The 24,964-nt window shown below is 52.0% G+C and carries 25 protein-coding genes; 18 read left to right on the forward strand and 7 right to left on the reverse strand.

The window, feature by feature from the left end; all coding sequences use genetic code 11:
• Positions 1–43: 43 nt before the first annotated feature.
• Together ACJJI8_RS08030 and alaE are read right to left on the reverse strand one after the other, a co-directional pair.
• The gene (locus ACJJI8_RS08030; protein WP_444906557.1) at positions 44–745 is read right to left on the reverse strand and encodes an aspartate/glutamate racemase family protein; all 702 of its coding nucleotides are present in this window, start codon (positions 743–745) and stop codon (positions 44–46) included.
• A gap of 40 nt (positions 746–785) precedes the next feature.
• A complete protein-coding gene (alaE, locus tag ACJJI8_RS08035) occupies positions 786–1,283 on the reverse strand; it encodes an L-alanine exporter AlaE (protein WP_413664185.1) in 498 nt (165 codons plus the stop codon).
• Positions 1,284–1,525: 242 nt separating this feature from the next.
• Between alaE and ACJJI8_RS08040 the strand changes: the two genes are divergently transcribed.
• The gene (locus tag ACJJI8_RS08040) at positions 1,526–2,071 is read left to right on the forward strand and encodes a PadR family transcriptional regulator (RefSeq protein WP_444906556.1); all 546 of its coding nucleotides are present in this window, start codon (positions 1,526–1,528) and stop codon (positions 2,069–2,071) included.
• Positions 2,072–2,167: 96 nt separating this feature from the next.
• Entirely contained in the window at positions 2,168–2,656 is a 489-nt protein-coding gene (locus ACJJI8_RS08045) for a DUF1203 domain-containing protein (RefSeq protein ID WP_444912000.1), read from the forward strand.
• Between the two features lie 135 nt (positions 2,657–2,791).
• Here the strand turns inward: ACJJI8_RS08045 and ACJJI8_RS08050 are convergent, their stop codons facing one another.
• The gene (locus ACJJI8_RS08050) at positions 2,792–3,937 is read right to left on the reverse strand and encodes a beta-ketoacyl-ACP synthase III (protein ID WP_282934520.1); all 1,146 of its coding nucleotides are present in this window, start codon (positions 3,935–3,937) and stop codon (positions 2,792–2,794) included.
• Positions 3,938–4,096: 159 nt separating this feature from the next.
• Positions 4,097–4,789, reverse strand: coding sequence for a ComFC family protein (locus ACJJI8_RS08055; RefSeq protein WP_444906553.1), 693 nt, complete (start codon positions 4,787–4,789; stop codon positions 4,097–4,099).
• Between the two features lie 180 nt (positions 4,790–4,969).
• On the opposite strand from ACJJI8_RS08055, the gene bioB reads away from it, so the two are divergent.
• Genes bioB through bioC form a run of 3 tightly spaced genes read left to right on the forward strand, consistent with a single transcriptional unit; the run spans position 4,970 to position 8,750 of the window.
• Entirely contained in the window at positions 4,970–6,019 is a 1,050-nt protein-coding gene (gene bioB / locus ACJJI8_RS08060) for a biotin synthase BioB (RefSeq protein WP_413665834.1), read from the forward strand.
• The gene (gene bioF, locus ACJJI8_RS08065; protein ID WP_444934748.1) at positions 6,016–7,209 is read left to right on the forward strand and encodes an 8-amino-7-oxononanoate synthase; all 1,194 of its coding nucleotides are present in this window, start codon (positions 6,016–6,018) and stop codon (positions 7,207–7,209) included. The genes bioB and bioF overlap by 4 nt, the downstream gene beginning before the upstream one ends.
• Positions 7,206–8,750, forward strand: a complete 1,545-nt coding sequence (gene bioC / locus ACJJI8_RS08070; RefSeq protein WP_444934749.1) for a malonyl-ACP O-methyltransferase BioC — start codon at positions 7,206–7,208, stop codon at positions 8,748–8,750. The genes bioF and bioC overlap by 4 nt, the downstream gene beginning before the upstream one ends.
• A 46-nt stretch (positions 8,751–8,796) precedes the next feature.
• On the opposite strand, the gene ACJJI8_RS08075 is transcribed toward bioC, so the two are convergent.
• Positions 8,797–9,336 (reverse strand): L,D-transpeptidase family protein, encoded by a 540-nt coding sequence (locus tag ACJJI8_RS08075; RefSeq protein WP_444934750.1) that lies wholly within the window; start codon positions 9,334–9,336, stop codon positions 8,797–8,799.
• A 181-nt stretch (positions 9,337–9,517) separates the two neighbouring features.
• Here ACJJI8_RS08075 and bioD point away from each other — a divergent pair, with 181 nt between their 5' ends.
• Positions 9,518–10,216 (forward strand): dethiobiotin synthase, encoded by a 699-nt coding sequence (gene bioD, locus ACJJI8_RS08080; protein ID WP_413664193.1) that lies wholly within the window; start codon positions 9,518–9,520, stop codon positions 10,214–10,216.
• 65 nt (positions 10,217–10,281) lie between these two features.
• Here bioD and ACJJI8_RS08085 read toward each other — a convergent pair whose 3' ends face one another.
• Complete coding sequence (locus tag ACJJI8_RS08085) at positions 10,282–10,881, reverse strand: 3'-5' exonuclease (protein WP_444934751.1); 600 nt, start codon at positions 10,879–10,881, stop codon at positions 10,282–10,284.
• A gap of 295 nt (positions 10,882–11,176) precedes the next feature.
• Here ACJJI8_RS08085 and ACJJI8_RS08090 point away from each other — a divergent pair, with 295 nt between their 5' ends.
• The 7 genes from ACJJI8_RS08090 (at position 11,177) to ACJJI8_RS08120 (ending at position 17,315) form a co-directional block, all read left to right on the forward strand.
• A complete protein-coding gene (locus tag ACJJI8_RS08090; protein WP_444935156.1) occupies positions 11,177–12,139 on the forward strand; it encodes an amino acid--tRNA ligase-related protein in 963 nt (320 codons plus the stop codon).
• A complete protein-coding gene (locus ACJJI8_RS08095) occupies positions 12,136–13,026 on the forward strand; it encodes a hypothetical protein (RefSeq protein WP_444934752.1) in 891 nt (296 codons plus the stop codon). The genes ACJJI8_RS08090 and ACJJI8_RS08095 overlap by 4 nt, the downstream gene beginning before the upstream one ends.
• A gap of 83 nt (positions 13,027–13,109) precedes the next feature.
• Positions 13,110–14,117 (forward strand): S66 family peptidase, encoded by a 1,008-nt coding sequence (locus ACJJI8_RS08100; RefSeq protein WP_444914897.1) that lies wholly within the window; start codon positions 13,110–13,112, stop codon positions 14,115–14,117.
• Complete coding sequence (locus tag ACJJI8_RS08105; RefSeq protein ID WP_444934753.1) at positions 14,092–14,574, forward strand: HIT domain-containing protein; 483 nt, start codon at positions 14,092–14,094, stop codon at positions 14,572–14,574. Before ACJJI8_RS08100 ends, ACJJI8_RS08105 begins: the two co-directional genes overlap by 26 nt.
• A gap of 118 nt (positions 14,575–14,692) precedes the next feature.
• Positions 14,693–15,058 carry an HIT family protein gene (locus tag ACJJI8_RS08110; RefSeq protein ID WP_444934754.1) on the forward strand — a complete coding sequence of 122 codons (366 nt, stop codon included), beginning with the start codon at positions 14,693–14,695 and terminating at the stop codon, positions 15,056–15,058.
• Between the two features lie 174 nt (positions 15,059–15,232).
• On the forward strand, positions 15,233–17,014 hold the full coding sequence (locus ACJJI8_RS08115; protein ID WP_444934755.1) for an acyl-CoA dehydrogenase C-terminal domain-containing protein: 1,782 nt from the start codon (positions 15,233–15,235) through the stop codon (positions 17,012–17,014).
• 109 nt (positions 17,015–17,123) lie between these two features.
• A complete protein-coding gene (locus ACJJI8_RS08120; protein WP_413664201.1) occupies positions 17,124–17,315 on the forward strand; it encodes a DUF3094 family protein in 192 nt (63 codons plus the stop codon).
• On the opposite strand, the gene ACJJI8_RS08125 is transcribed toward ACJJI8_RS08120, so the two are convergent.
• The gene (locus ACJJI8_RS08125; RefSeq protein WP_444914894.1) at positions 17,312–17,782 is read right to left on the reverse strand and encodes an EVE domain-containing protein; all 471 of its coding nucleotides are present in this window, start codon (positions 17,780–17,782) and stop codon (positions 17,312–17,314) included. The two genes, ACJJI8_RS08120 and ACJJI8_RS08125, sit on opposite strands and share 4 nt — an antisense overlap.
• Before the next feature lie 121 nt (positions 17,783–17,903).
• Between ACJJI8_RS08125 and ACJJI8_RS08130 the strand changes: the two genes are divergently transcribed.
• The 5 genes from ACJJI8_RS08130 to ACJJI8_RS08150 all read left to right on the forward strand — a co-directional run bounded on the left by ACJJI8_RS08130 (position 17,904) and on the right by ACJJI8_RS08150 (position 24,953).
• On the forward strand, positions 17,904–18,992 hold the full coding sequence (locus tag ACJJI8_RS08130) for a sensor histidine kinase (protein ID WP_444934756.1): 1,089 nt from the start codon (positions 17,904–17,906) through the stop codon (positions 18,990–18,992).
• 4 nt (positions 18,993–18,996) lie between these two features.
• Positions 18,997–19,812: a LytR/AlgR family response regulator transcription factor gene (locus ACJJI8_RS08135; protein WP_444912010.1), complete on the forward strand. Its 816-nt coding sequence runs from the start codon at positions 18,997–18,999 to the stop codon at positions 19,810–19,812.
• 231 nt (positions 19,813–20,043) lie between these two features.
• The gene (locus ACJJI8_RS08140) at positions 20,044–23,139 is read left to right on the forward strand and encodes an efflux RND transporter permease subunit (protein ID WP_444934757.1); all 3,096 of its coding nucleotides are present in this window, start codon (positions 20,044–20,046) and stop codon (positions 23,137–23,139) included.
• Positions 23,136–24,254 (forward strand): efflux RND transporter periplasmic adaptor subunit, encoded by a 1,119-nt coding sequence (locus ACJJI8_RS08145; RefSeq protein WP_444934758.1) that lies wholly within the window; start codon positions 23,136–23,138, stop codon positions 24,252–24,254. Before ACJJI8_RS08140 ends, ACJJI8_RS08145 begins: the two co-directional genes overlap by 4 nt.
• Before the next feature lie 114 nt (positions 24,255–24,368).
• A complete protein-coding gene (locus ACJJI8_RS08150) occupies positions 24,369–24,953 on the forward strand; it encodes a DUF6515 family protein (RefSeq protein WP_444935157.1) in 585 nt (194 codons plus the stop codon).
• Positions 24,954–24,964 lie beyond the last annotated feature (11 nt).

The following is a 24,964-nucleotide window of genomic DNA, read 5'->3' on the forward strand; positions in this document are numbered from 1 at the left end:
CTCCAGAACAAATTGCGCGGGAGCTGCCGTGAGGAAATAGTATTCAGGCAGCCTGGGGAATGCGCTCTTGCAGCAATTGCAACATACGCTCTGAGGGAAGGAAAAGGCGAATGCCATCGCAGTGTGCGAGCAATTCCCGATAAAAATAATCGAAATGGGTGCAGCCCAAAATCAGGATCTGTACGCCGCTTTTCACCAATGCCGCGACCAAGTCATCAAGGGCATGTTGGCGAACAATCATTTCTGCGGCGAGGCCGTCCTCGATATCTTCCACAATTTGCAAGTTGCCAATACCGATGACTTTGGCGGTTGTATTGCGCTCGAGTATTTCCCGCTCGATATTGGCGCAGCTCTGGCAGTTGGCGGCCAACAGTCCAAAGTTGCGATAGCGCTGGGTAAGCTCAGCGTAGACCTCGAGAGGGGATACCACCTCAATGGGGGAGGCAGCTTTTACCACCGTCATATCCACAGCACCGGAAAGAGAGTTGCAGTAGATCATGGCCGCTTCTGCACCGGCCTGGTACAGCTGCTCAATGGCTTCGATCAATTGTTGGGTAAGGGCGTCGCGCTCCAGCGCCTGCAATTGAGTCTGGGCCTGGGGAGAGGAAGATAGGGACAGGCCCACGCCACGAAGTTGGCGCGCGGCGAGGAAGTCCAACCCGAAGCGGGTATCTGTGGGGGTGCCGGCGACCACGCCAACGGTCATGGAACTGTTTTCAATGGCGTTATCGGTCAACACAGTCATGTTCCTCTCTCGTAATGCCTAATCGAGTATCGGTGACCCCTCAGGCAGCGCGTTTGCTCCACAGGGGGACAAGCGTATTAATCCATACTCGGCGCACCCAGTCGAGATAAATTCCGTAGGGGCGGCCAAGAGCTCCCGCGATGAGCATAAAAGTAATACTGGCGGTGGCAATTTCGTCCCAGCTGGCCCCACCGAGGCGCATATTGGCCATATATAGCGGGAACTGGAAGCTGAGGAATACAAAGGTGTCTACCAGGTAGGCATTGATAAAGCCGCCACCCCCAAAACGGTTCACAATCCAGTTGCGATACATACTGAATGGGCGGGCGATAAGGGTATTGAATACCAGGGCCATCAGGCGAACTTTCAGGTGTTCGTTCCAACTCATACCCGCCAGAACCAGCTCGATGGGGATCGCTACAGCCCAAGAGAAGCTATTCATGGCGAAGATGTCCAGCATAAAGTCCCAGCGGCGCGCACCAGAAGCCTTTTCATCTGGGGCATCTGGACTGGATGGGGATAGTGCGGGCGCGGACATTGGGCAAACAACCTCGTAGACAGTGGCCGCCTAAACGACTTTGGCGACAAGCCGGCGATTATATCTCCAATTTGCATAAAAGCTAGCCTTACATCTCGACTGTTAGTTTCTGTCGATACATTTGTCCTATTTTTTAATGTTTTATTAATCTAATTATCTTGTTATGAAAACCCGGCAGCTGGTCATAAATGGCTGGCTCCGGTTAATATGCAACTCTTTGCATAAGATGAGTTGGAGTTTTCATGTCTCTGCGCTTTGCCGTTCTCACCTTGCTGGATATTGAGCCCGGCAGTGGATATGACCTTAAGCGGCGCTTTGAGCGCAGCGTCTCCCACTTCTGGAGTGCCAGCCATCAGCAGATGTATCGCGAGCTGCACAAGTTACATGAGGAGGGCCTGCTGGACTGTGAGGAGCAGGCCCAAGAAGGCAAGCCGGACAAGAAGGTCTATAGCCTCACGGATCTAGGCCGCGCCGAGCTGCGTGACTGGGTCATTCAGCCCAGTGCGCCGCAGAAGATTCGCGAGCCTTTTCTGGTGCGTATGTTCGCCGGTCACAACCTGAGCAAGGATGAAATGCGAGATGCTCTGGAGGGCCAACTGCGCCAACATCGCAGCTCTCTGGAAAGTTACCAGGAGCAAAATGAGCGCGTATTAAAGAGTGATACAGCGCTCCAGGAGCGCTACTGGTTGGCACATCAAACCCTGCTTTTGGGTATTGAGGCGGAAAAGACCTGGATCAGTTGGGCGGAAGGTCTGTTGAGTGAGCTTGAAGAGTCCGCAAAAAAATAACTGCTACTCACTTGGAATGACGCGCCCGAATCTGGCCAGCGATGCTGTTTGGTGTTCAGTAACCTCGCTCTTTTAGCAAGTGGGGTGACCTTAGCCATGACTTTTACCGTAACACCTATCCGCGAAGATTTTTTAGAAAAGGTTCGTCAAGCAGGTCTAGATGATCTAGGGCAGCCGGTACGGCAGCTGAGCGCCCAGGGCGGTGAGCCATGTCGTGATGTGCGGCGGCGCGCACGGCCCGGGGAGAAAATCCTCCTGGCCAGCTACTGCCCTTTCTCTTTTGCCGGTCCTTATCGGGAGTACGGGCCTGTATTTGTACTGGCGCAGCCACAGCCGGAACAAAACTTCAGAGTACAGAACAGCTTCCCCCCGCTAAATAATAATGCGGAAGATTATTTCAAGAATGGTGTGCCACTAGTGCTTCGCGCCTATAGCGCTGAAGAGCATATCGTGTCTGCGAAATTGGTGGGCCCTGAACAAATAAAAACAGAAGTGAGTGAATATTTTATGCAGGATCAGATTGATTTCGCTCTGCTGCGCTTCGCTGCTTATGGTTGCTATGCGCTGCGGCTGGATCGCGCATAGTTTTAATAGATATTTGTGAAGGCCAGGTCGCCGGTTAATAAAATCCTGGTGTTAGTGGTAGTGAGAACCACCGGTCTTTTTGGTGGTTGTTTCGGAGTTCAGTATTTATTCCCGAACTCCGAAAATATTTCAAAATTAAATGGAGATTTTTTCCAATACCAAGCTGCCAATAGAATAGCCTGCGCCAAAGGAACAGATAATTCCCCGGTCGCCGACCTGCAAGTCATCGCTGTGCAAATTAAACGCGATAACTGAACCGGCACTTGCCGTGTTGGCGTAGCGGTCCAGAACGATGGGCGCGCGTTCAACGCTTGCATTGTCACCCATTAGCTTCTTGGCGATCAGGTTGTTCATATTGATATTGGCCTGATGGAGCCAGTAGCGGCGCACGCTGTGAGGATCGGTGTCCGTCTCTTGCAGATGGGCTTCAATATGAGATGCCGCCATGGGGCAAACTTCTTTAAATACCTTTCGGCCATTCTGGCGGAACAACTTACCGGGACCAAAAGGGTCCACATCGGCGGCGCGAGCGGTGTAGCCAAAGTTCGAACGGATATTGTTGGAGAAAACGGTTTTCGCTTTGGTGCCGAGAATTTCCCAGGCACTTTCGACAGTACAGGTTTCTCTGCGCTCGATAATGCTGGCTACGGCTACATCGCCAAAGATAAAGTGGCTGTCTCGGTCGGTGTAATCCACTTGTGGTGAGGCCAGCTCGGCATTGATGACCAGTACAGTTTTGGCTGAGCCAGAGCAGATCGCATCCACCGCACGCTGAAGTGAGAAGGTGGCTGAGGAGCAGGCCACTTCCATATCAAAGGCAAAACCATCGATATCCAGTGCACCTTGGATTTCAATAGCAATAGCGGGGTAGGCGCGCTGCATATAGGAGGCACCGACAATGACCAAATCAATGTCAGACGCCTGCTTACCGGCTTTCTCCAGGGCTAGCCTGGCGGCCTTTAAGCCCATTTCGGCTTGTACACTCAGCTCGTCATCCGCGCGCTCGGGAATAAGGGGGCGCATACGCTTCGGATCAAGGATGCCATCGCGGGTCACCACATAGCGGCTCTTGATGCCTGAGGCCTTCTCGATAAATTCTGCAGAAGAGAAAGGTTTTGCTGCGCGCTCACCGGCCTCAATCTCTTGAGCATGCTCAAGATTGTACTGCTCGGCATGGGTGTTATAGGCATCTACCAACTCTTCATTGCTAATAGATTCCGGTGGGGTCCACAGGCCTGTGCCGCTGATGACAATGCCCCGTGGCAACTTGTATTCACTCATCGCTGAATTCCTGGCCCGCGACAACAGAAATGCGGGCAATTTAGTCGCTGTTAGAACCTTAGCAGTGCTGGCAGATGAGGGACTGAGGCGCCAGAACGGCAAGGTAAGCTATTGTGACGTTGGGGTGACTATGGGTCTATTTGTAGTCGCGCCGAACAGTCATGGCGTTCTGGCCAAAACGAAGGCGCTGACCTGTTTTGCCCCGGCTGTGAGTAGCTGGCGAGTGATGATTTCAAGGGTCGCTCCCGTGGTTACAACATCGTCTACCAGGCCGATATGGGCACCCGATATTTCTCCGCGCACGGCAAAGCTGTCAGACAGGTTTTTCAGCCGTTGGTTGCGGCTGAGTTGAGACTGGGTTTTGGTGGAAGTTGTTTTGCGCAGTAGTTGCAGATCTACTGGCAGGCACCAGTTTTGCCCCAGACCACTGGCAATAAGTTGAGCCTGGTTGTAACCGCGTTGCCAATAGCGACGCCAGTGCAGAGGAACCGGGGTAAGTATGTCAGGCATATCCTCTGGAAGCCCCAATTGGCGGGCTGCTAGCTGTATAAGGCTGTGTCCGGCGGCCAGGTCCCGGTGGTATTTGAAATGTTGGATTAAGTGGTTGATTGGGTAAGCGTATTGCCAGGCAGCACTGATCTTCTTTAAGGCGGGTGGCCTCTGTAAACAGGCCGCGCAAATATTATCTTTTGCCGCCGCCAAGGGTAGGGCGCAGTAGCGGCAGCCGCGGCCTAGCGCCGGTAGTTCCTGAGTGCAGGCAGAACAGATTCCAACCTCTCCCGATACTCCGCCGCACAGCAGACAGCGGGCCAGACTTTGGGCAAGTTTTCTACTGAAAAGCTTGTAAACCATATCGTCTCTTCCGAGTTGACAGCGGTTTGGCCGTGGCTAAACTGGCCAGTCTGGTGGATTGAACGGCAGAGGCTGAATTAGAGCCCGCTGATCGATTCCACTAGAGCCTGCTAACAGGCTGTGAGTATCCGATTTTAATAAGCAACAGAGAGAGTACGCCCTGTGACTGCCGCCCAGCAAATGCCCGCCGCAGAGATCCGCCACGACTGGACCCGCCAGCAGGTACTGGACCTCTTCGCCATGCCGTTTAGCGACTTGATGTTTACCGCGCAGCAAGTGCACAGAGCTTATTTTGACGCCAATCGGGTACAGGTCAGTACCCTTTGCTCTATCAAGACCGGTGCTTGCCCTGAGGACTGTGCCTACTGTCCCCAAAGTGCCCGCTATGACACCGGGCTGGAGCGGGAAAAACTGATGAAGGTTGAAAAGGTGTTGCAGGAGGCAAGGGCAGCTAAGGCCGGCGGTGCTACCCGCTTCTGTATGGGGGCCGCCTGGCGCTCCCCCAAGAAAAAAGACATGCCTTACGTGACCCAGATGGTACGTGAAGTAAAGGCGTTGGGTATGGAAACCTGTATGACCCTGGGCATGTTAAATGATGATCAGGCCCAGGAGTTGGCGGATGCAGGCCTCGATTACTACAACCACAATTTGGATACTTCGCCGGAATATTACGGTGAGATTATTACCACTCGCACTTACCAGGATCGCCTGGAAACCTTGGGGCGAGTGCGCTCAGCGGGAATGAAGGTCTGTGCTGGTGGCATTGTGGGAATGGGTGAAGGCGATAAAGATCGCGCCGGGTTATTGATGCAATTGGCGAACCTGCCGGAGCACCCCGAATCAGTGCCCATCAATATGCTGGTAAAAGTCGCAGGTACCCCGCTGGAAGAACAAAAGGACTTGGACCCCTTCGAATTTATTCGCTGCATTGCTGTGGCCCGTATCATGATGCCGAAATCCCATGTGCGCCTATCCGCCGGTCGCGAGCAGATGAGCGATGAGATGCAGGCAATGGCCTTCCTCGCCGGCGCCAACTCTATTTTCTACGGTGAAAAACTGCTGACGACTGCGAATCCGGAAGCTAACGAAGATATGCAGTTGTTCAGTCGCCTGGGTATTAAGCCAGAAGAGTATCAGCAGTACGCCGATGAGGCTGAGGTGGAAGCGGAATTGAACGCGCAGATTACCGAACAGCAAAATGATGCCTTCTTCTACGACGCGGCCAAATGACCCTGAATGAAGTCCTGCAACAGCGCCTCGCCGAGCGCCGCCAGCAGAATCTGTACCGGGAGCTAAAAACCCTCGATCGTGCACCCGGGCCGCGAGCCCGGGTCGATGGGCGGGAGCTACTGGTATTTAGCAGTAACGACTACTTGGGGCTTGCCAGCCGCGAGGAAGTCATCGCAGCACAGAAGGCGGGAGCAGATTGTGGTGCAGGCGCCACAGCCTCTCACCTGGTTAATGGTCACCTGGATATTCATCACCGCTTGCAGCAGTGCATCGCCGAGGTAACCGGGCGAGAAGCGGCGCTGATATTCTCGAGTGGCTACATGGCGAATATTGGCACTATTTGTGCCCTGTTGGGGCGGGCCGACAATATTGTTTCGGACAGGCTTAATCACGCCTCACTGATTGACGGTGCCCGCTTGAGTGGCGCCAACAGTCTGCGCTTTGCCCATAACGATCTCGCTGGCCTTGAACGCCAATTGCAGCGCGCTACTAGCCGGGGTGGCGCTACTTTAGTAGCGGTGGATGGCGTTTACAGCATGGATGGTGATTTGGCCCCTCTGGCTGAGGTTGCCACTCTGTGTAAGCAATACAACGCATGGTTAATGGTTGATGAGGCCCACGGCTTTGGCGTAATGGGTAGTGAAGCATACCCACTGGCGGGCAGCTGTGCCCTGGCGGGGCTGACCCAGGAACAAGCCCCGGTTGTGATGGGTACCTTGGGTAAAGCGGTTGGCAATGCCGGTGCCTTTATTGCGGGCTCCCGGGCACTGATAGATTTCCTCACCCAGTTTGCGCGGCCCTATATCTATACTACCGGAATGACGCCAGCAGTGGCTGCCGGTGCCTTGGCTGCTATCGAATTGATTCGCGATGAGCCTCAGTTACAAGGGCGCTTGCGGGTAAATATCGCTTATTTCCGCCGCAGGGCACTACAGCTCGGCTTACCTCTACACGCGTCGGCCAGTGCGATACAGCCGCTGGTGTTGGGCTGTGAAAACACCGTGATGGCGGTTGCCAGAGAATTGCAGGAGCGCGGATTCCTGGTGGGTGCCATTCGCCCGCCTACAGTGCCGCTGGGCACTGCACGCTTGCGCATTACCCTGAGCGCGGCTCACCGAGCCGAGGATATCGATGAGCTACTAGGCGCGCTGCAGCAGATTTTGCAGGACGCAGGGGTACTGGATAAGTGACACAGGTTGAACACTTGGTTTTCCTGCATGGGTGGGGCGGGAGTGCAGACCTTTGGCAGCCGCTTATAGAATCCCTGGCGCGTCGTACAGAAGTGCAACTCCACTGTATTGAGTTACCTGGATTTGCTACACAAGGTGCTGAAGACTGGCCCCCACTAGAAGCTTTGCTGCAGAAGCTTTACCAGCAACTTCCCCCTCGCTGTATTCTGGTTGGCCACTCCCTCGGCGGTATGCTTGCCGTTCGCCTGGCTTCTATAGCGAAGCAGGACAAAGTTCTGGGGTTAGTGGCCATAGCTGCCAATGCCTGCTTTGTGGAACGAGATGGCTGGCCGGGCATGGCCGAGAGCACTTTCAAGGCATTTTTCGATGCTTTTACATCATCTCCGGAGAGTACCTGGGAGCGATTTTGCTCACTACAGGCACGAGGTGATAGCGCCATGCGCTCTTTGCTTAAAGACCTTAAGGCACAAAAACCTCAAATAAATACTGATGCCTGGCAGGGAGCATTGTGCTGTCTGGCAGAGCTGGATAATCGCCAACACCTGGCAAATCTGTCCGTGCCGGCACTGCACCTGTTTGGCAGCAGGGATGCCTTGGTTCCCATTGAAGCTGCTCGGTCCATTGAGGCGTGTGGGGGCACCGTCAAAGTCATACCCGAGACGGGCCATTTACCCCATTGCGCCAAGGCTGATGTCGTCGCTGAATATCTACTCGAGTTTCTGGGGCCTGTTGGAAATCCCCCGGTTGAGCCGTTTGATAAGGCTGCGGTAGCTCGCTCTTTTACCAGGGCAGCACAGGGCTACGATGATTGCGCCCATTTGCAGCGGGCAGTCTGCCGGCAACTGTTGGCCCAAGCCGATGACAGCTGGGCACCCCCCACAATCCTCGATTTGGGCAGTGGCACCGGATTCGGTACTGAACTGTTGCGGCGGCATTTTCCTAAGGCGCAAATTATTGCCCTGGATCTGGCGGAGGGGATGCTGAAGTTTGCCCGGACGCAAAGACCCGAAGCTGATGGTTACATTGCGGCCGATGCCGAACAGTTACCCCTGGCGGCGGGTAGTATTGATTTGGTGTTTTCAAGTATGGCGCTGCAATGGTGCTACCGCCTGCCGCAATTGTTTGCTGAGTTGCAGCGAATACTGGCCCCTGAAGGGCGGTGCCTGGTTGCCACCCTTGGCCCTAAAACCCTGGTGGAATTGAAACAGAGTTGGGCTCAAGTGGATGAGGGTGTACATGTCAATCAGTTCCTGCCCGCCGAGCAATGGCGTGAAGCGGCACTGCACAGTGACCTCAGCGGATTGGTTACGGATGAATTGCGCCTACTGCACTTTGATAGCCTGCGGCAGTTGATGCGGGAGCTTAAGGGAGTGGGTGCACACAATATTAACCGGGCGGCGGATAAAGGTATGACAGGTCGTCGCAAACTGCAGCACTTGTCCGTAGCCTATGAAAATAAGCGGGAAGAGCGAGGATTGCCGGTAACTTACGAGGTGATCTATATGAATCTCACCGCTTGCAGGGCAAAAAAATCCGGCTGACCTGCGCCTATCGCAACGCAGGGAGCCGGGTGCAAGATTGAAGAGATCAGGGGTAGATGTCGATAGGGATTGGCGTCTTCACCAGAGCCCAGATTTCGTCCATTTCGCGATTGGAGGCCACGGCGATACAGCCATCGGTCCAGTTGGTGCGGCGCAGGTGTTTTTCCATATAGGACCACTGGGGCTTGATACCGTGGATCATAATGTCACCGCCGGGACTGACCCCCATTTTGGCTGCCCGTGCACGGTCCTGCTTGTTGGGATAGGACACGTGGATTGAACGGTAAAAACGGCTGTTGGGATTCTTCCAGTCCAGTGTGTAGCGGCCTTCAGGGGTGCGCTCGTCCCCCTGGCGAACCTTGTGTCCCCTGGGGTTATCGCCAAAAGACACGGTATAGCTTTTCACGACACGGCCGTCCCGTATCAGCTGCATGAGTTTCTTGGACTTATAAACTACGACGTGGTCAACGGGATCAACTTTCGCTGAAGCAAAGATTGGCACCAGCAGGAGCAGGGCAAAGGTCAGGTATCGCATGGTCTTTAAGCAGTTCGGGTAGTTGTCGGTTATTTCGCAATGACACCGCATCCCTGCTGTCTGTCCCCTTTAAAAGGGGGTTATTGTGTGAGCGCAACCCCGTGCCTTCTTATCGATGTACGGCCTGATTTGTTCAAAATTTGCGCTACCGGGTTAATTTATCACCATCTGAGTGGCGTGAAAAGTCACGTTATGAAAAAAGTTAACTTTTATTGGAGGAGGGGGTTAGGCCTTGGCAAAAACCTATTTTATCGCCGGTACTGACACCGAGGTCGGCAAGACATATGTGAGCGCCGCACTGCTATCGGCAGCGGCGGAGGCAGGCTTGCAAACGGCGGCAGTGAAGCCTGTGGCATCTGGATGTGAGCACACGGATGATGGCCTGCGCAATGAAGATGCCCTTTTGCTCCAGGAAGCGATGACTCTGAAGCTGCCTTACCAGCAAGTAAACCCCTTTGCCCTGGAGCCCGCTATTGCTCCGCATATAGCGGCCGCAGAGGTGGGTAAGCAGTTAAATGTTGCGCGGATGGCTGGCGTCTGTCGGGGAGTGATGTCTGCAGGGGCCGACCTGGTTTTGATCGAAGGTGCTGGTGGCTGGCGCACCCCGTTGGGCCCAAGAAGCTTTCTGTCCCAGTTGCCCCGGGAACTAAACCTACCGGTCATACTCGTGGTGGGCATGCAACTTGGCTGTATCAACCATGCATTACTCACAGTAGAGGCAATCCGCCGTGATGGGCTTCCGTTAGTGGGTTGGGTAGCCAACTTTGTACGTGGTGAGGGTATGGCTCGCGCAGAGGAGAATCTGCATACCCTTAAGGCTCTACTGCCGGCTCCTCTTCTAGGCTCTCTTCCATTCGATAGCGCCGCGAACTATCGCAATGCTGCCCAGTACCTGGATATCGATGGGTTAATTGCCCAAGCCGATCACTGATGGGGCGGTAGGATAAGGAGAAGGCGCAAAATGCTGTCCTTACAAGGTGATATTACTAGGCCTGATTATATCTGATTTAAAAAGCTAGTTCGTAGGGCGATATCATTTTCCAGAAGTTGGGCGATATTTCGTGTGTCATCGATACCGGAATGCAGTCGCCCACTAAATGTAAGCCCCGATAGTTTAATAGCCTTGGCTAGGTTGACGCGGTGTCCTTTATTGTCAGCGAATATTTGCTTCACATTAATGTGAGGCAGGTACTGTAAGGGGTTTGCTATTTCCTTTCTGCCTGTTTCCATGCGCAATTGCCATGCATCAAAATTTCCCCAGCTGCCCCATGCGGCTAATTCATAGTTGGAAAGCCAATCTTTGAATTTATCCAGTACCCCGGGTAACAACGAGGCCTTATCAACCTGCTCCTGAGTAATACCCGTTAATTCGGTACAAAATAGTGTCAATTTCCTGTGAAGAAAGGGTTTTACGTATAGCTGCCTTTCATCTAATTGAACAAAAGATTTTTGTGTCAAACTTCCCACTATCGCACCCAACTCTATGGTTTCGGCTTCTTCTGGAGGGAGGGGCGGCTCGTTATCACAAGTACATTCGAGATCAACCAAAAGGATACAGGTTTGATTCTTCATCGTTAATTGAGAAGCTTTTTGCAAGAATATTCATGACAATGTTTAATTTATAGTCTATGTAGTTATTCGGATAAAGCTGGCGTGATTTTCTCTAATTTTTCATTATTTCCTAACTCGGTTATTGCAGTTATTGGATTTGCGTTATTGATTTATTAAAGGGGGAAACAAAACGCGCACCAAAAATTTGTATCGTCCAGCAGTAAAAAGTAGATGGATATATTCTTATGGGGATATCTCTTTGATTGGGGTTGGGAAATTGACTACGAATGAGCATACAAATGGCTGGCAACCACCGATTCTTGAAGATCCCAGCAGATACTTGAAACTAGCAAATAATTCTTGGTTTAACTTGCTGGTAGATTTGCAAGACATACTTACTCGAGAGACAGCAATGTTCTGGCGAGGCCAGGGAATTGGAACCGTTCACTTACCTGTTACGACTGGTAGTATTTCGAGCCCAGTTGGGCTGGGCAGTGATTCAATTCCTGTGAGTATTCAATTAAATGGTCAGGAAACATATCTAGCCGACTCCATGCAGTTTCAGCTTGAGTTGTGTTGTCGAATGAAGCCTCGGGGCGCTTATTATCTAATGCCGTCATTTCGTGGGGAGGACTGGGACGCTACACATCTCTGTCAGTTTATGCACAGCGAGGTAGAAATTGGTGGCGACTTGGATGAGGCTATGTCTTTGGCTGAAGGATATATCCGTGTGCTTTGCGAAGCGATACTTAGGGAGCAAGCTGAGTCAATTACACGAGCAATCGGCAGCTTAAGTCACTTAGAGTCAGTGGCAAACGGAGATTTAACTTTTAATTCTGTTACTTTTGATGAAGCCGCCAAGCTTCTTCAGGACAAGCCGGAGTTTATCGATAAAACGGATTACGGGCGAAATCTTACTAGAGCGGGAGAGCGAGAGCTTATCAGAACTATTGGCCCCTTTGTTTGGGTTACCAAGTGGGACCATGGAATTGTTCCTTTTTATCAAGCCATGGATAAAAACGGCTATAGCGCATTAAATAGTGATCTCTTATTTGGATGTGGCGAAGTGGTTGGTTGTGGTGAGAGACATGTTGACGATCTGGCCGTTCTCACAGCTATGAAGGTACATGGGGTAAATCCAGAATCCTATAAGTGGTATACGAATATGAAGCGGGTTTACCCATTGAGAACGGCTGGATTTGGCATGGGTGTTGAGCGATTTTTGATGTGGGTGCTCCAACACGATGATATTCGGGATCTCCAGATATTACCTCGTAGAAATGGATTTGAATTGTCACCATGAGTTCTTTCGATAGGGACCCTTCAAGTTACAATATTTCTAATCAGGTAAGAATTAGCTCACTGGGATTAGCTGAAGATAGAGTACCTCAGCACTTACACCCCATACTTTCATTTATCAATTCATGGGCAAATCAACAAGATGCACCAGTGACTATAACTATAGGTGGAAGCATCGCATCTGGTGAAGCCGATGCTTTTAGTGATTTGGATATCACGGCAGTCTATGAGTCGACTAATCCACTCAATAGGGCCAGAGCTGAATTTGAGCAGATGTTCACCCGGTATTTTAATATTTGCGTGACATTCTCTGCTGTGCATGCGGGAATCCCAAATTTACTTGTTTTCTATACTCGACAAGATGACTGGATTGTAAAGTTAGATATAAGTTTTTTGTATTGTGCAGATCCTCCCTGCTGTATCCAAGAACCATTCATCGTCTTGCGTAAAGATATTCCTATCAACCAAAACACCATGCCTGATACGGAATCAATGTCAGTGCAGGATATTATTCCTCGTTATTGTGGATGGCTTTGGTATACATTTGCAAAAATTAAAAGAGGTGAGAGTCTGGCTGCTTGTGACTCTCTCGCCTTTACACGTAAACATGCCATTATCCCACTTATTCAACAGGCTACAGGTGTTAAATTACAGGGGGATCGGCGATTAGAGCAGCGATTGCCGACCGACTGGGTAGAACAACTTCATAACACTCACCCTCGTACTTTGAAGCCTGAGGATCTTTATTTGAGTCAAGCTAGCCTTCATCAAATTTTCCTGCGAGCGGTTAATGAAATAGGAAAGTCTGATTTGTTACTAGAGGAGCAAAAATATAATCAGCTTGTTGATGTGTTACGACGGCAGGGGCTAACCATTGACTGGCCTGAATAATGATGCAATGTCGGTAAACTTTGGGCGCTCTGGGCATAAGCCCAGAGAAACAATGTTCGAAATGAAAAGTTCACGCTATCAATATGAATAACAGGTTTTATCCTAAGTTAATACCGGGAAAGGCGATAGCAATATATTCACCCTCTTCAAATGTAGCAAGTGAATATCCTGACCGATTAATTCGGAGCGTCAAAGCCTTGGAGCGAACCTTGAATACAAAGGTTGTACTGCCGGAGCAGGTGTGCTTTTCAAGAGGATTTACGGCAGGGACTGCATTGGAGCGGGCTCAGGCGTTTGAGAGTTTATTACTCGATCACTCGATTGCGGGAATCATGTGTTCAATTGGAGGATTCAACTCAGCTGAAATATTAGAACACTTGAATCGAGATATTGTTTGCCGATACCCCAAAGTGTTAATTGGCAACAGCGATGCGACAGCCTTGATTTTAGGTATTTTTAGTTTGAGTGGATGGACTACTTATTTTGGCCCCACGCTGTTACCCCAGTTTGGCGAATACCCTCAGCCTTTTGCTTTTACGATCGAGAACCTTTTTTCTGCCATCGGTAATAATGAGACCTTGACAGAGCTAAGAGATCCTGCTGCATGGACTCGTGAATTTACTGACTGGGGTGAAAGTCCGCAACGGCGTCGTTTGATGGGAAAAGACAGTCACCGAATAGTTTATCGAGAAGGGCTGGGTGAGGGGATATTGTTTGGAGGGAATATAGAGACGCTAAATATGCTTGTGGGTACGCCATATCTTAATATCCCCTCAGATATTATTTTTTTCTGGGAGGCCCATGCTGAAGAAGCGCGACTAGAGAGGGTTCGTCGTGCCCTTACCCATCTGCGTCAATCAGGGATACTCTCTCACGTTAGAGGTATGCTTATTGGACGCTCTCCATATTGCACTGATATTGCCGGCGTCACGCTAAAAGATACGGTTCTTGAGGCTTGTGCAGATTTCGACTTTCCAATAGTGGCGAATCTAAGTTTTGGGCATACGGATCCCATGTTGACTTTACCAATCGGCGTTTTGGCTAATGTTTGTGTAATGAAAGGTAGTGAGGCTCGTATCACAATTGTCTAACTTACTTTTGTCAAAACAGGGATGCCCATGCGGTTATTGCTTGAGTACCCCGGGGGAGAGGTCGCAATTTATTGTCTGTCAAAATGATGTTGCGACCGCACTAATACCGATACGTCCGAGAATTAGGGGGAATGTGGTGGTGGTGCCTCACGCCTATCATACGGATTTTTCCACATTCAATCAGAGTGAGTTCCGCGATCTGTTTAAGTGTGTCAGGGAGTCTACTTTTGCAGTAGAAAACCTCTATGATCCGGATGGTACCAATGTCTGGTGTGATTGGGGGGGAATTACGGGGCGATCCTATCTTCACTTAGTTTGGGAGATTGTCCCCAGGAGTGATAGGAAAGCGGGTAGAAAATATCGCTATACGGATATTTTTTCGTGTCCGCAATGGAGTTCGCCGGAGAGGGCGAAGGAAGCTGCACGTCTACGCGGTGCTCTCAATTTCTCGAAATAACCCCTATTATAAAACGATCATAACTTGTATTGAGTTTGCTGTGCCTTATACGTTTCGAGTTCGAAGGCCGTGCCCGCTATGTACACTGATGCATTCGAGTGTTCCGCTGGTAAAGGAGATGAAGCACGCTTGCCTGGCGGTAAATCCGAGGCAGCGCAGTAAAGGCGCATTGTTAGTAATCCCTTCTTTGCACACGAATCATTTTACCGCTTGTGACTCGGTAGTTTTATCAGATGTCAGCAATTTGATCCTAACGGGTGTTGATATTCTGCGAGAGGCATTTCAGCCAGATGGTATTCATACATTCTGCAATTCCGGAGTGTCCGCAGGCCAGTCTGAAGATCACATGCATGTGCAAATCATCCCGCGATATGCAGATGAGCCCTATTCATTTGTACCCAGTGATGAGATTCCACTATTAGCTGAGGATAAGTTAGCCGAACTCGTCAGCGTTCTACTGCGAAGGAGCGCCAATGTAGACTAGCAGCAGTTTTTTCAGCCGGCTCTAGTGAGCGGTACAGCATCCATTCAACAGATTGTTCCCACTCTTTAGAACTGAGTGCTTGTCAGGTTCCTCAAAGCCGAGACTGTTGACATTAGGGCGCTTCGGCCCTAGATTCAAACGAGCGTTTGAAACACTTGAATGAGGACCGGGAGCATGGCCGACTATAAGGCGCCACTAAGGGAGATGAACTTCCTACTTCACGAGGTATTTGCTGCGGAAAAACTCTGGGCGGAATTGCCCGGGTTGGCTGGGGCGGTAGATCGTGAGACCGCAGATGCGATTCTCGAAGGGATGGCCAAGCTGGCTGCCAACACCCTGGATCCGATCAATCGCACTGGCGACGAAGAGGGCTGCCAGTGGAATGACGGTGTGGTGACCACGCCGAAAGGCTTTAAAGAAGCCTATGCCACCTTCTGTGAAGGCGGTTGGGGTGGACTGCTGGGCAACCCGGAATACGGCGGCATGGGTATGCCGAAAATGCTGGGCGCTCAGGTTGAGGAGATGATCAATGCTTCAAATATCTCTTTTGCACTCTACCCGGTTCTGACTAACGGCGCCTGCCTGGCAATTGATGCCCACGCCAGTGATGCGCTGAAAGAAAAATACCTGCCCAAGATGTATGAAGGCACCTGGGCTGGTGCCATGGGCCTTACCGAGCCTCACGCCGGTACAGACCTGGGTATTATCCGCACCAAGGCCGAGCCCCGTGGCGATGGCAGCTTTAGCATTAGCGGCAGCAAGATCTTTATCACCGGCGGTGACCAGGATCTGTCCGAAAATATTATCCACCTGGTATTGGCAAAATTGCCGGACGCACCCAAGGGGCCGAGAGGCATTTCGCTGTTCCTGGTGCCCAAATACAAGGTGAACGAAGACAACAGCATCGGCGAACACAACGATGTGAACTGTGGCTCAATCGAGCACAAAATGGGTATCAAGGCCTCCGCTACCTGTGCGATGAACTTCGACGGCGCCCAAGGCTGGCTGGTCGGCGAGGAGAACAAAGGACTCGCGGCCATGTTTACCATGATGAACTACGAGCGTCTGGGTGTCGGTATCCAGGGCCTCGGCGCTTCAGATCGCTCCTATCAAAATGCTGTTGAATACGCTCGCGACCGTATCCAAAGCCGCTCTCCAGCGGGCGCCAAGCAGCCAGAGAAAGCCGCAGACCCCATCATTGTTCACCCGGATGTGCGCCGTATGCTGCTCACCCAAAAAGCCTTGGTCAACGGCGGCCGCGCTCTGTCCACTTACGTGGCCAAGTGGTTGGATATTTCCAAGTTCGGCGAGGGTGAAGAGAAAAAGAACGCGGAGAATATGGTTGCCTTGCTGACCCCGGTAGCCAAAGCCTTTACTACTGATATGGGATTGGATTGCACCATCCTCGGTCAGCAGGTCTTCGGTGGCCACGGTTATATCCGCGAATGGGGCCAGGAACAGTTGGTGCGCGATGTGCGTATTACTCAGATCTATGAAGGAACCAATGGTATCCAGGCTCTGGATCTGGTGGGCCGCAAGACTGTAGCTACCGGCGGTGCTCTATTCGAATTGTTTGCTGCAGATGTACAGGGCTTTATCGATGCCCAGATTGATCTCGAGGAAATGGCAGAGTTTATCCAGCCGCTCATCGCTGAGATGCAACGCCTGCGTGAAGCAACTGAGAATATGGTTGCCGCCACTCAGCAAGACCCCCACGCACCGGGTGCTGCCTCTGTAGAGTACCTGCACCTGTTCGGCTACGTCGCTTACGCCTTTATGTGGGCGAAAATTGTGTCTGCGGCGCTGCCGAAAGCGGAAGCGGATAGCTTCTACAACGGCCAGATAAAGACAGCGCGCTTCTACTTTGCTCGCCTGTTGCCACGTACCCAGGCATTGGCCGGCAGTGTCAATGCAGGCAGCGCTAGCTTGATGGACTTGGAGGAAGAGCTGTTCTAACAGCCCCCAAAGAAAGTGTTAAAAAGCCCCGCATCGCGGGGCTTTTTTGTGGAGCTGTAGAAAGCTTTCTCCTAAACTCAGGGCACAAAAATAACGAGCGAAAGTGCCCATGTTAGATCCCTCCGAAAAGAAACTCTCCGATGAAGACCAAGCCAAGGTCGATAAATACCTGCAGTCCGGCATCAACAGTGTCGAACGCAAGCCTTTCCGTCCCTGGGTATTGTTACTAGGCTTGTTAGCGTTATTGACGCTGCTATCGTTGCTGAGCCTGTACATCGCCCAGACAAAAGGTATCGTCTAGCGCGGCGTGGAGCTTCCCAAGTGCTGGAGTAGCTGCCATTCGTCACCGGAAACTGGCTGGATAGACAGGCGCCCCTGTTTTACCAGCACCATCTCTGCTAACTGGGGGATGCCCTTGATTTCTGCGAGGGGCACCGGCCGCTGGAACTCACTTCGCCAGCGAATATCGACGCAGTACCAGCGCGGTTTATCCTCGCTGGACTTGGGGTCAAAGTACTTGCTTTCTGGGTCGAACTGGGCCGGATCGGGGTAGGCAGAGCGAACCACTTCGGCGGAGCCCACAACTGCCGGCACCTTACAGGCACTGTGATAAAACAGCACGCCATCTCCTTCCTTCACCTTATCGCGCAAAAAATTGCGTGCCTGGTAATTGCGGATACCATCCCAGCGACCGCAACCGCTGGATTCGGCAGCGAGGTCCTGGAGGCTGTATTCATCGGGCTCAGATTTAAATAACCAGTAGGTCATGCGGCAGTTTGTCTCTTTGCTGCGCCGGTTGGTGTTTCGCCGGCTTTCGACGCCATTTAGTATGAAGCTGCCGATTAGTGTCAAATCGGCGCATAGATTTTTACCCAATAAGCGGGAGATTATGGGAAGCAAAACACTTCAGTGGCTCTCACAGAAGCTGGCCAGTCGTCGTTCACAGTACTGGGCCTTGCAGCTCTCTGGTTGGGGGGGCTATACGCTGTTGACCTTTGTGGGCAGTTTTTTCTGGGTGAATGACCACTGGATTCACTCGGGCTACATCATTGTTGCCACTACTGCGGGGGTTGTTCTCAGCGAGAGCATGCGCTTGGGTTTCCACCGCCTGTGGAGTAAGCCCCCAGCACTGCGATTGCTAGGCTCTTTACTGCTGGTGGTAATGGCGGCAGTGATTTGGGCAGCAATAAAATTCGCCGGCTCCCTGTGGCTTTATGGCCACGATGGTGATGAGCACCCGGCACTCCTGGCTATCTACTGGTTCACCTATTCATTTCTGATTCTGATGACCTGGGCGGCGCTCTATTACGGCATCAAGTATTACCGCTCCTCTCAGGCCCAGCAGGAGAAGGCGCTGCGGGCGGAATCAATGGCGCATCAGGCTCAATTAAAAATGCTGCGTTACCAGCTGAATCCGCACTTCCTGTTTAACACACTCAACGCAATCTCCACCTTGATCCTCGATAATGACGGGCGCACGGCCAACAATATGGTGACACGCCTGTCTCAATTCCTGCGCCACTCCCTGGATAATGACCCCATGCAGAAGGTCACTCTGGCGAAGGAAGTTGAGGCGCTGATGTTGTACCTGGACATTGAAAAGGTGCGCTTCGCCGATCGCTTGGGGGTGAATCTGGATTTACAGGGGGAGTCCCCCCAGGCCCTGGTGCCGAGCCTGTTGTTGCAACCGTTGGTTGAAAACGCGATCAAATACGGGATTGCACAACTGGAGTGGGGCGGTGAGATTGGCATCAAGTCACGGGTTTTCGCCGGTGAACTGTTACTGGAAGTCAGCGATAACGGCCCCGGTATGTCGGAAGAGGAGCTGCGCCTGATTGGCAAAGGCTACGGAGTGGGCATTCGCAATACCTGTGAGCGCCTTAAGGCCCTTTATGGCGATGACCAGAGAGTGCGTTTCCGCAATCGTCCGGAAGGGGGCTTGTCGGTAAATATTCGTATTCCCTTTGAACAGGAATAAAGAAATGAGTGGAGTAGAGATCCTGAGGGCGATCGTTGTCGATGATGAACCCCTGGCTCGTCGCGGCTTGCGGCTGCGCCTGGAGCAGATGGCTGATATCGAGGTGGTTGCAGAGAGCGGCAATGGTCGCGATGCGTTGGAGAAAATACTGGAGCTGAGGCCCGATGTAGCATTTGTGGATATCCAGATGCCCGGCGTAAACGGTTTGCAACTGGTTCAGTTGATTCCGTTGGACTCTCTGCCTCATGTGGTATTTGTCACGGCCTACGACCAGTATGCGGTAGAGGCTTTTGAAATTAATGCGGTGGACTACGTATTAAAACCCATCGAAGAAGAGCGCTTGGAGTTGGCTCTTACCCGAGTCAGGGAACAGAGAGCCAACGCTGATATCGCTAACCAACGAGAGCAATTACTCGAAGCTGTTGCCGATTTGACCAAGGAATCCCCTGAGGTGCTGGAGCAGAAGCTGGTTAGCGGGCAATTTGCCGGCAGTGCCTATCCGGACAAAATTGCAGTGAAAGATGCGGGCAAAATAACTTTGGTGCCCTCCAGTGAAATCGACTGGATCGATGCTGCCGGTGATTATATGTGTGTGCACGCTCGGGGTGAGACCCATGTGATGCGTATCACCATGAAAGAACTGGAGCAGCAGTTGGACCCGAAACTTTTCCAGCGCATACATCGGTCAACAATCGTCAATTTAAGTCGGGTAAGGGAAATACGTGCCCATATTAATGGCGAATACCATCTGGTATTAGATAGCGGCGAGTGTTTAAAAATGAGCCGCAGCTATAAAAATAAAGTCCAGCACTTCCTCTGATCCATAATTTTTTTATGGCTCTTAGGTGAGGCAGCAAAGCAGATGGGTTTTCCACTGTAACGCTGCCTCTTAAGGCATGGATTTCATTTTGTGAATTTTTATTTTCTTTCCGGCGAATAAACGGGCTCTTCATGGCCTGATCGAATTTTCCTGGCAACTAGTCGCAACTGCCTTGTAAGGAATTCATATTCCGCTAGCCTTCAATCCCAATAAAAAACTGGGGCTGAAGTAATGGCATTAACACGCGCCGCTTTAAAAAATCCCGCTGCTGCGGGGGTCGCTGTGGTTATGGCTGTTCTGCTTGGAGCTTTCCTCGCCAGCCAGCTGCCGGTTCAACTTTTCCCCGATATCGACAATCCTCGTATCGCTATCCAGGCAGGCTGGAGAGCGGCCGCACCGAAAGAGGTGGAGGCAGAAATTGTCGAGCCGATCGAATCCGTATTACAGGGCCTCACCGGTCTGGAAATGATGCAAGTCAACGCCGGTCGCGGTGGCGCCTGGGCAAATCTGGAATTTGCCATGGGCACCGATATGAACAAGGTGCTGATTGATGTTATCAGTCGTATGAGCAGCCTGCCGCCACTGCCCCGGGATGCGGAGCCACCGCGAGTAATGCTGGGTGGCTGGGGTGGAGATGCGACAGCACTGACCTATTTCTTTCTGCAAAAATTACCTGATAACCAGAATAACCTGGATGACTACGCTGGCCTGATTGAAGATGTACTGCGCCCGGAGTTGGAGTCGGTGCCCGGGGTTGCCAGTGTCCAGGCCCAGTCTGGGAGTGCGGCACAGGAAGAGTTACAGATTATTTTTGATCCCTGGAAAGCTGCTGAACTGGGAGTAGAGCTGCCTACAGTGAGTCGGCAGCTGGCGTCTGCCAGGGATGTCTCCGGCGGATTTACCGACGTTGGGCGGCGTCGCTATACCCTGCGCTTTGTCGGCGAGTATGAACCCAAAGACTTATCCGAATTAGTATTGGAATGGCGCAATGGACAGCCGGTGCGCCTGGGCGATATTGCCGAGGTCAAGGTGGGGCCGTCAGAATCCCGCGGTGTCACCACGCAGAATGGCAACCCGGCAGTTTCTCTCCGTATTAACCGTACCAACAATGCCAATATGCTGGCGACTTTGGAGCGGGTTAAGCAAAAAGTCGCTGAGCTGAATGAAACTAAATTGAAAGCTGAGCAGCTTGTGCTGGTGCAATCATTCGATGCATCGGTGTTTGTTTACCGGGCTTTAAACTTGCTCGGCGGTAATATGATTTTAGGTATCGTATTAGCTGTCGGAGTCCTCTGGTGGTTTATGCGACGCATGCGTGCGACCTTGATCGTTGCCGCAGCGATTCCAATTTCATTACTTTCGACCTTTGTGGTGCTGTCGGCCGCAGGCCGCAGTGTAAATGTAATTTCTCTGGCGGGACTGGCCTTTGCCACCGGTATGGTGCTCGATGCTGCGATAGTAGTGTTGGAAAATATTGTGCGCCTGAGAGAAAAAGGTCGGGGGGCAGAGGAGGCTGCGGAGCAGGGTGCGGGCCAGGTGTGGGGTGCACTGTTGGCCAGTACTGCGACAACCGTTGCGATATTCCTTCCGGTATTTTTCCTTAACAGTGTCGAAGGGCAGGTCTTCGGTGACCTGGCCCTGACTATTGCTGTGGCTGTGGTATTTTCCCTGTTGGTTGCGGTGGCTGTGGTTCCCCTGGCTGCGCGTCTGTGGCTACCCTCTATCTCTACTGAAGACCGTCTCTCCCGAGTGTGGGAAAAAATAACTGCGCGGGTAATGGCTTTGACGAGTACCAGGACCCGCCGTTGGCAGGTGATCGGGGGGCTTTTATTAATGCCCATGGTTGCGACTTATTTATTCTTACCAAACCTGGATTATTTACCGCCGGTAAAAAGGGATGCGGTCGATGTGTGGATGAATTTCCCCGCATCCACTAATACCAAAACTTTAGAAACAGAAATCGTCAACGAGTTGGATAAGCGTATGGCACCCTACATGAGTGGTGAGCGCGAACCAGCCCTAAAGAACTACTACGTGATCACCTGGCCCAATGGCGGCACTATGGGAGTTCGGGTTAAGGATATGGATCAAGCCAAGGAGATGGAGAGAGTCCTGCGGGAAGAAATCCTGGTGGATATTCCTGATTTCCAGGGATTCGCCGCGCGGGGTAATCTGTTTGGCCAGTTCGGTGGTGACCGCAACATTGCTTTACATCTGCAATCCCGTGATGCCGAAGCATTGATGCGTGCGGCTGCCCTTGGAGTTGAGGTTGTTGAAGAGGTGATGCCGGGAACGCCGGTGCAGACCAACCCGGGCTTATCTTTATCAGAACCTGAATTGACAGTGCGCCCCAATGATCGCGCAATGCTGGAGCAGGGCTGGAATCGCCAGGATATGGGCGGACTGGTTCGAACGCTGGGTAATGGTCTCTATGTTGGCGAGTATTTTGACGGTGAAAAGCGCCTGGATATTATTTTTAAAGCGCAGCCCTGGAGTACTCCAGAACAACTGCAAAATACGCCGTTGGTAACGCCCCGTGGGGAAGTGGTGCCACTCAGTCAGCTGGCCAGTGTGGAGCGGACTGTGGGGCCGGGCAGTTTGCGCCGAGTCGATGGTCGGCGCACTATTACACTGAATATAGTACCGCCGGAAGATGTGTCCCTCGAAGAGGTGCGCGCACAGCTGGAGGCGGATGTATTGCCGAAGATTCGCGAAGCTCTGCCCGCTGACGGGAGTATTTTGGTGGGAGGAAATGCCAGTGACCTGGATAAGGCGTTGGCTTCGCTTTCCAAGAATTTCCTGTTAGCGCTGCTAATTTTATTCCTGCTGATGAGTGCACTGTTCCGCTCCTTGCGGGATGCCTCTCTGGTATTGCTCACCGTGCCCCTGGCGACAGTGGGCGGCGTGTTGGCGCTACAAATTTTAAACTTGATCGATTTCCAACCACTGGATCTGCTCACCATGATTGGCTTTGTGATACTGCTAGGCCTGGTGGTGAATAATGCTATTTTGCTGGTACACCAGACGCGAGCGGCAGAAATGGCGGGTAGCACTCGGGTCGACGCTGTAGAGCAGGCCTTGCGCCTGCGCTTGCGCCCTATTTTTATGAGTACCTTGACCAGCGTGTTTGGCATGTTGCCACTGTTGGTTGCTCCCGGTGAGGGCAGTGTTATCTACCGTGGCCTGGCCGCAGTGATTGTGGGCGGCATGGCAGTGAGCACGCTCTTTACCCTGGTTTTATTGCCGGCATTACTGCAAACCGGCAGCCTGCCACTACCCAAATTTACGGCTATGCGCGAAAGGTTTGCCCTGAGGAGTTCACAATGAAGAAATTGCTCGCAGGTATCGTTTTATCTCTGGGCGCTAATGGCGTTTGGGCGCAAGGCGATCCTATTGCGGTATTGGTGGACCGGGCCCAAGTTCGGGAAATTGCTCCGAGCCAGTGGTCTGCAGGTGAGGTGGTGAGCCGACGAGATATCCTGGTTTCTTCTGAACTGGATGGTGTGTTGGAATTTGTCGCTGAACCCGGCAGCTTTATAAAAAAGGGTGAGCGCCTAGCCGAGCTGGACAGTACTCATTGGCGATTACAGCTGCGCAATAGTGACAGTCGTATTGCACAATTGCGTGCGCGGTTGACCTATATGGATGCTCAGTTAAATCGACTGAGTAAGTTGGCGGAAACCAATAGTACCTCCCGAGCTGCACTGGAAGAGCAGCAGGCGGAGCGCGAGGCAATGGCTCAGGACCTGATTGCGGCTCAAATTGAGCGCGACCGACGGGCCTATGAATTATCTAAAACAGCCATTGATGCACCCTTTGATACTTTAGTGGTGAGCCGCGAATTACAGGCGGGAGAATATGTGCGCACCGGTTCGGAATTACTGCGAGCCCTGGATATGTCACAGGTGGAAGTGGAGGCGGATATTCCCTTGACGGCTCTGCCGCTGATTCGCATCGGTGACACGGTGGCGCTACGCAGTGATTCTGTCTCTCTGCCGGGAGAGGCACGGGTGGATGATCAATTATTTAGCGGCCGGGTACGTCAATTTGTGCCTGTGGCCAGCGATCGCTCCCGGCGAGTTAAGCTGATGGTAACTTTGCCACAGAGTGTGCCGGAGCAGTGGGACTGGATTGTCGGTATGCCGGTACAGGTCTCTGTGCCCATTGCGCAGGCGCAGGCCACCATGTCTGTGCCAAGGGATGCCTTGGTTTTAAGAAATGGCGATACCTTCGTATATCGAGTGGGCGAAGAGGATAAGGCTGAGCGATTATCTGTGCGTATCGGCAGTGGCGATGGTGAATGGGTGTCGGTAAGCGGTGATCTCACCAAGGGCGATCGTGTGATAGTGCGTGGTGCTGAGCGCTTGCAGCCTGGACAGGAAGTTAAAGTGCTGTCGGAAGTGGTGCGAGATAAAGAGCCATTACAGGCGGGTAGCGGTTAATTTCCAACCTGACCATAATTTTGTGAAGTCACATATCGCTGTGCTGATAGGTTAAGCTGATAATCTTGGGATTGCCAAACTCGCACCATACCCTTAGCGGATTGCAATTTGCTGATGATATTAGCCATGCGATCCCTGCTTACCCTATTTCTTGTACTCTTCTGTTCTGTTTCGGAGTCTCAGGTTCGATCGGACCACCTGCCTCCCGGAGCTGAGCCTATCGAAGTGAATAACCAGACAGTTTTTTATAAAAATGGTTATTTCTACCGCAAAGGCCCCGACGCCTATACCCGGATTGAGCCGCCTCTGGGAGCTCGGGTCTCCCGAGTACCTTTTGGAACCCCCATTAACTTGGGTAACAAGCATTATGTGCTTGCGGGTAATGGTACCTTTTTCTTATTAGACCCCAGGGACAATCAATATGTGGTGGTCACGCCCCCTCCCAATTGGCAGCATGTTAATCGCAATCCCCTAGCTCCGAAAAAGAAAATATACCCCCGAGCGTATCCGCCCCGCCATTTGCGGCACCGCTCAGAGGGTAAACGAGTCGATCGTAAGGATTGGGATATTTACTGTGAAGCCCGGGCGGCAAATTTGCTGCGTAGTACGGGTGAGCCTGGTAACACAACCAGACGGGCTATGCGTGAATATCGCAAGATATATAGAAAATGTTTGCGTCAAAGTCGGCGCTTCAGGTAAATGCATGGGGC

The sequence above is a fragment of the Microbulbifer maximicatervae (SeqCode) genome, from assembly GCF_052467695.1.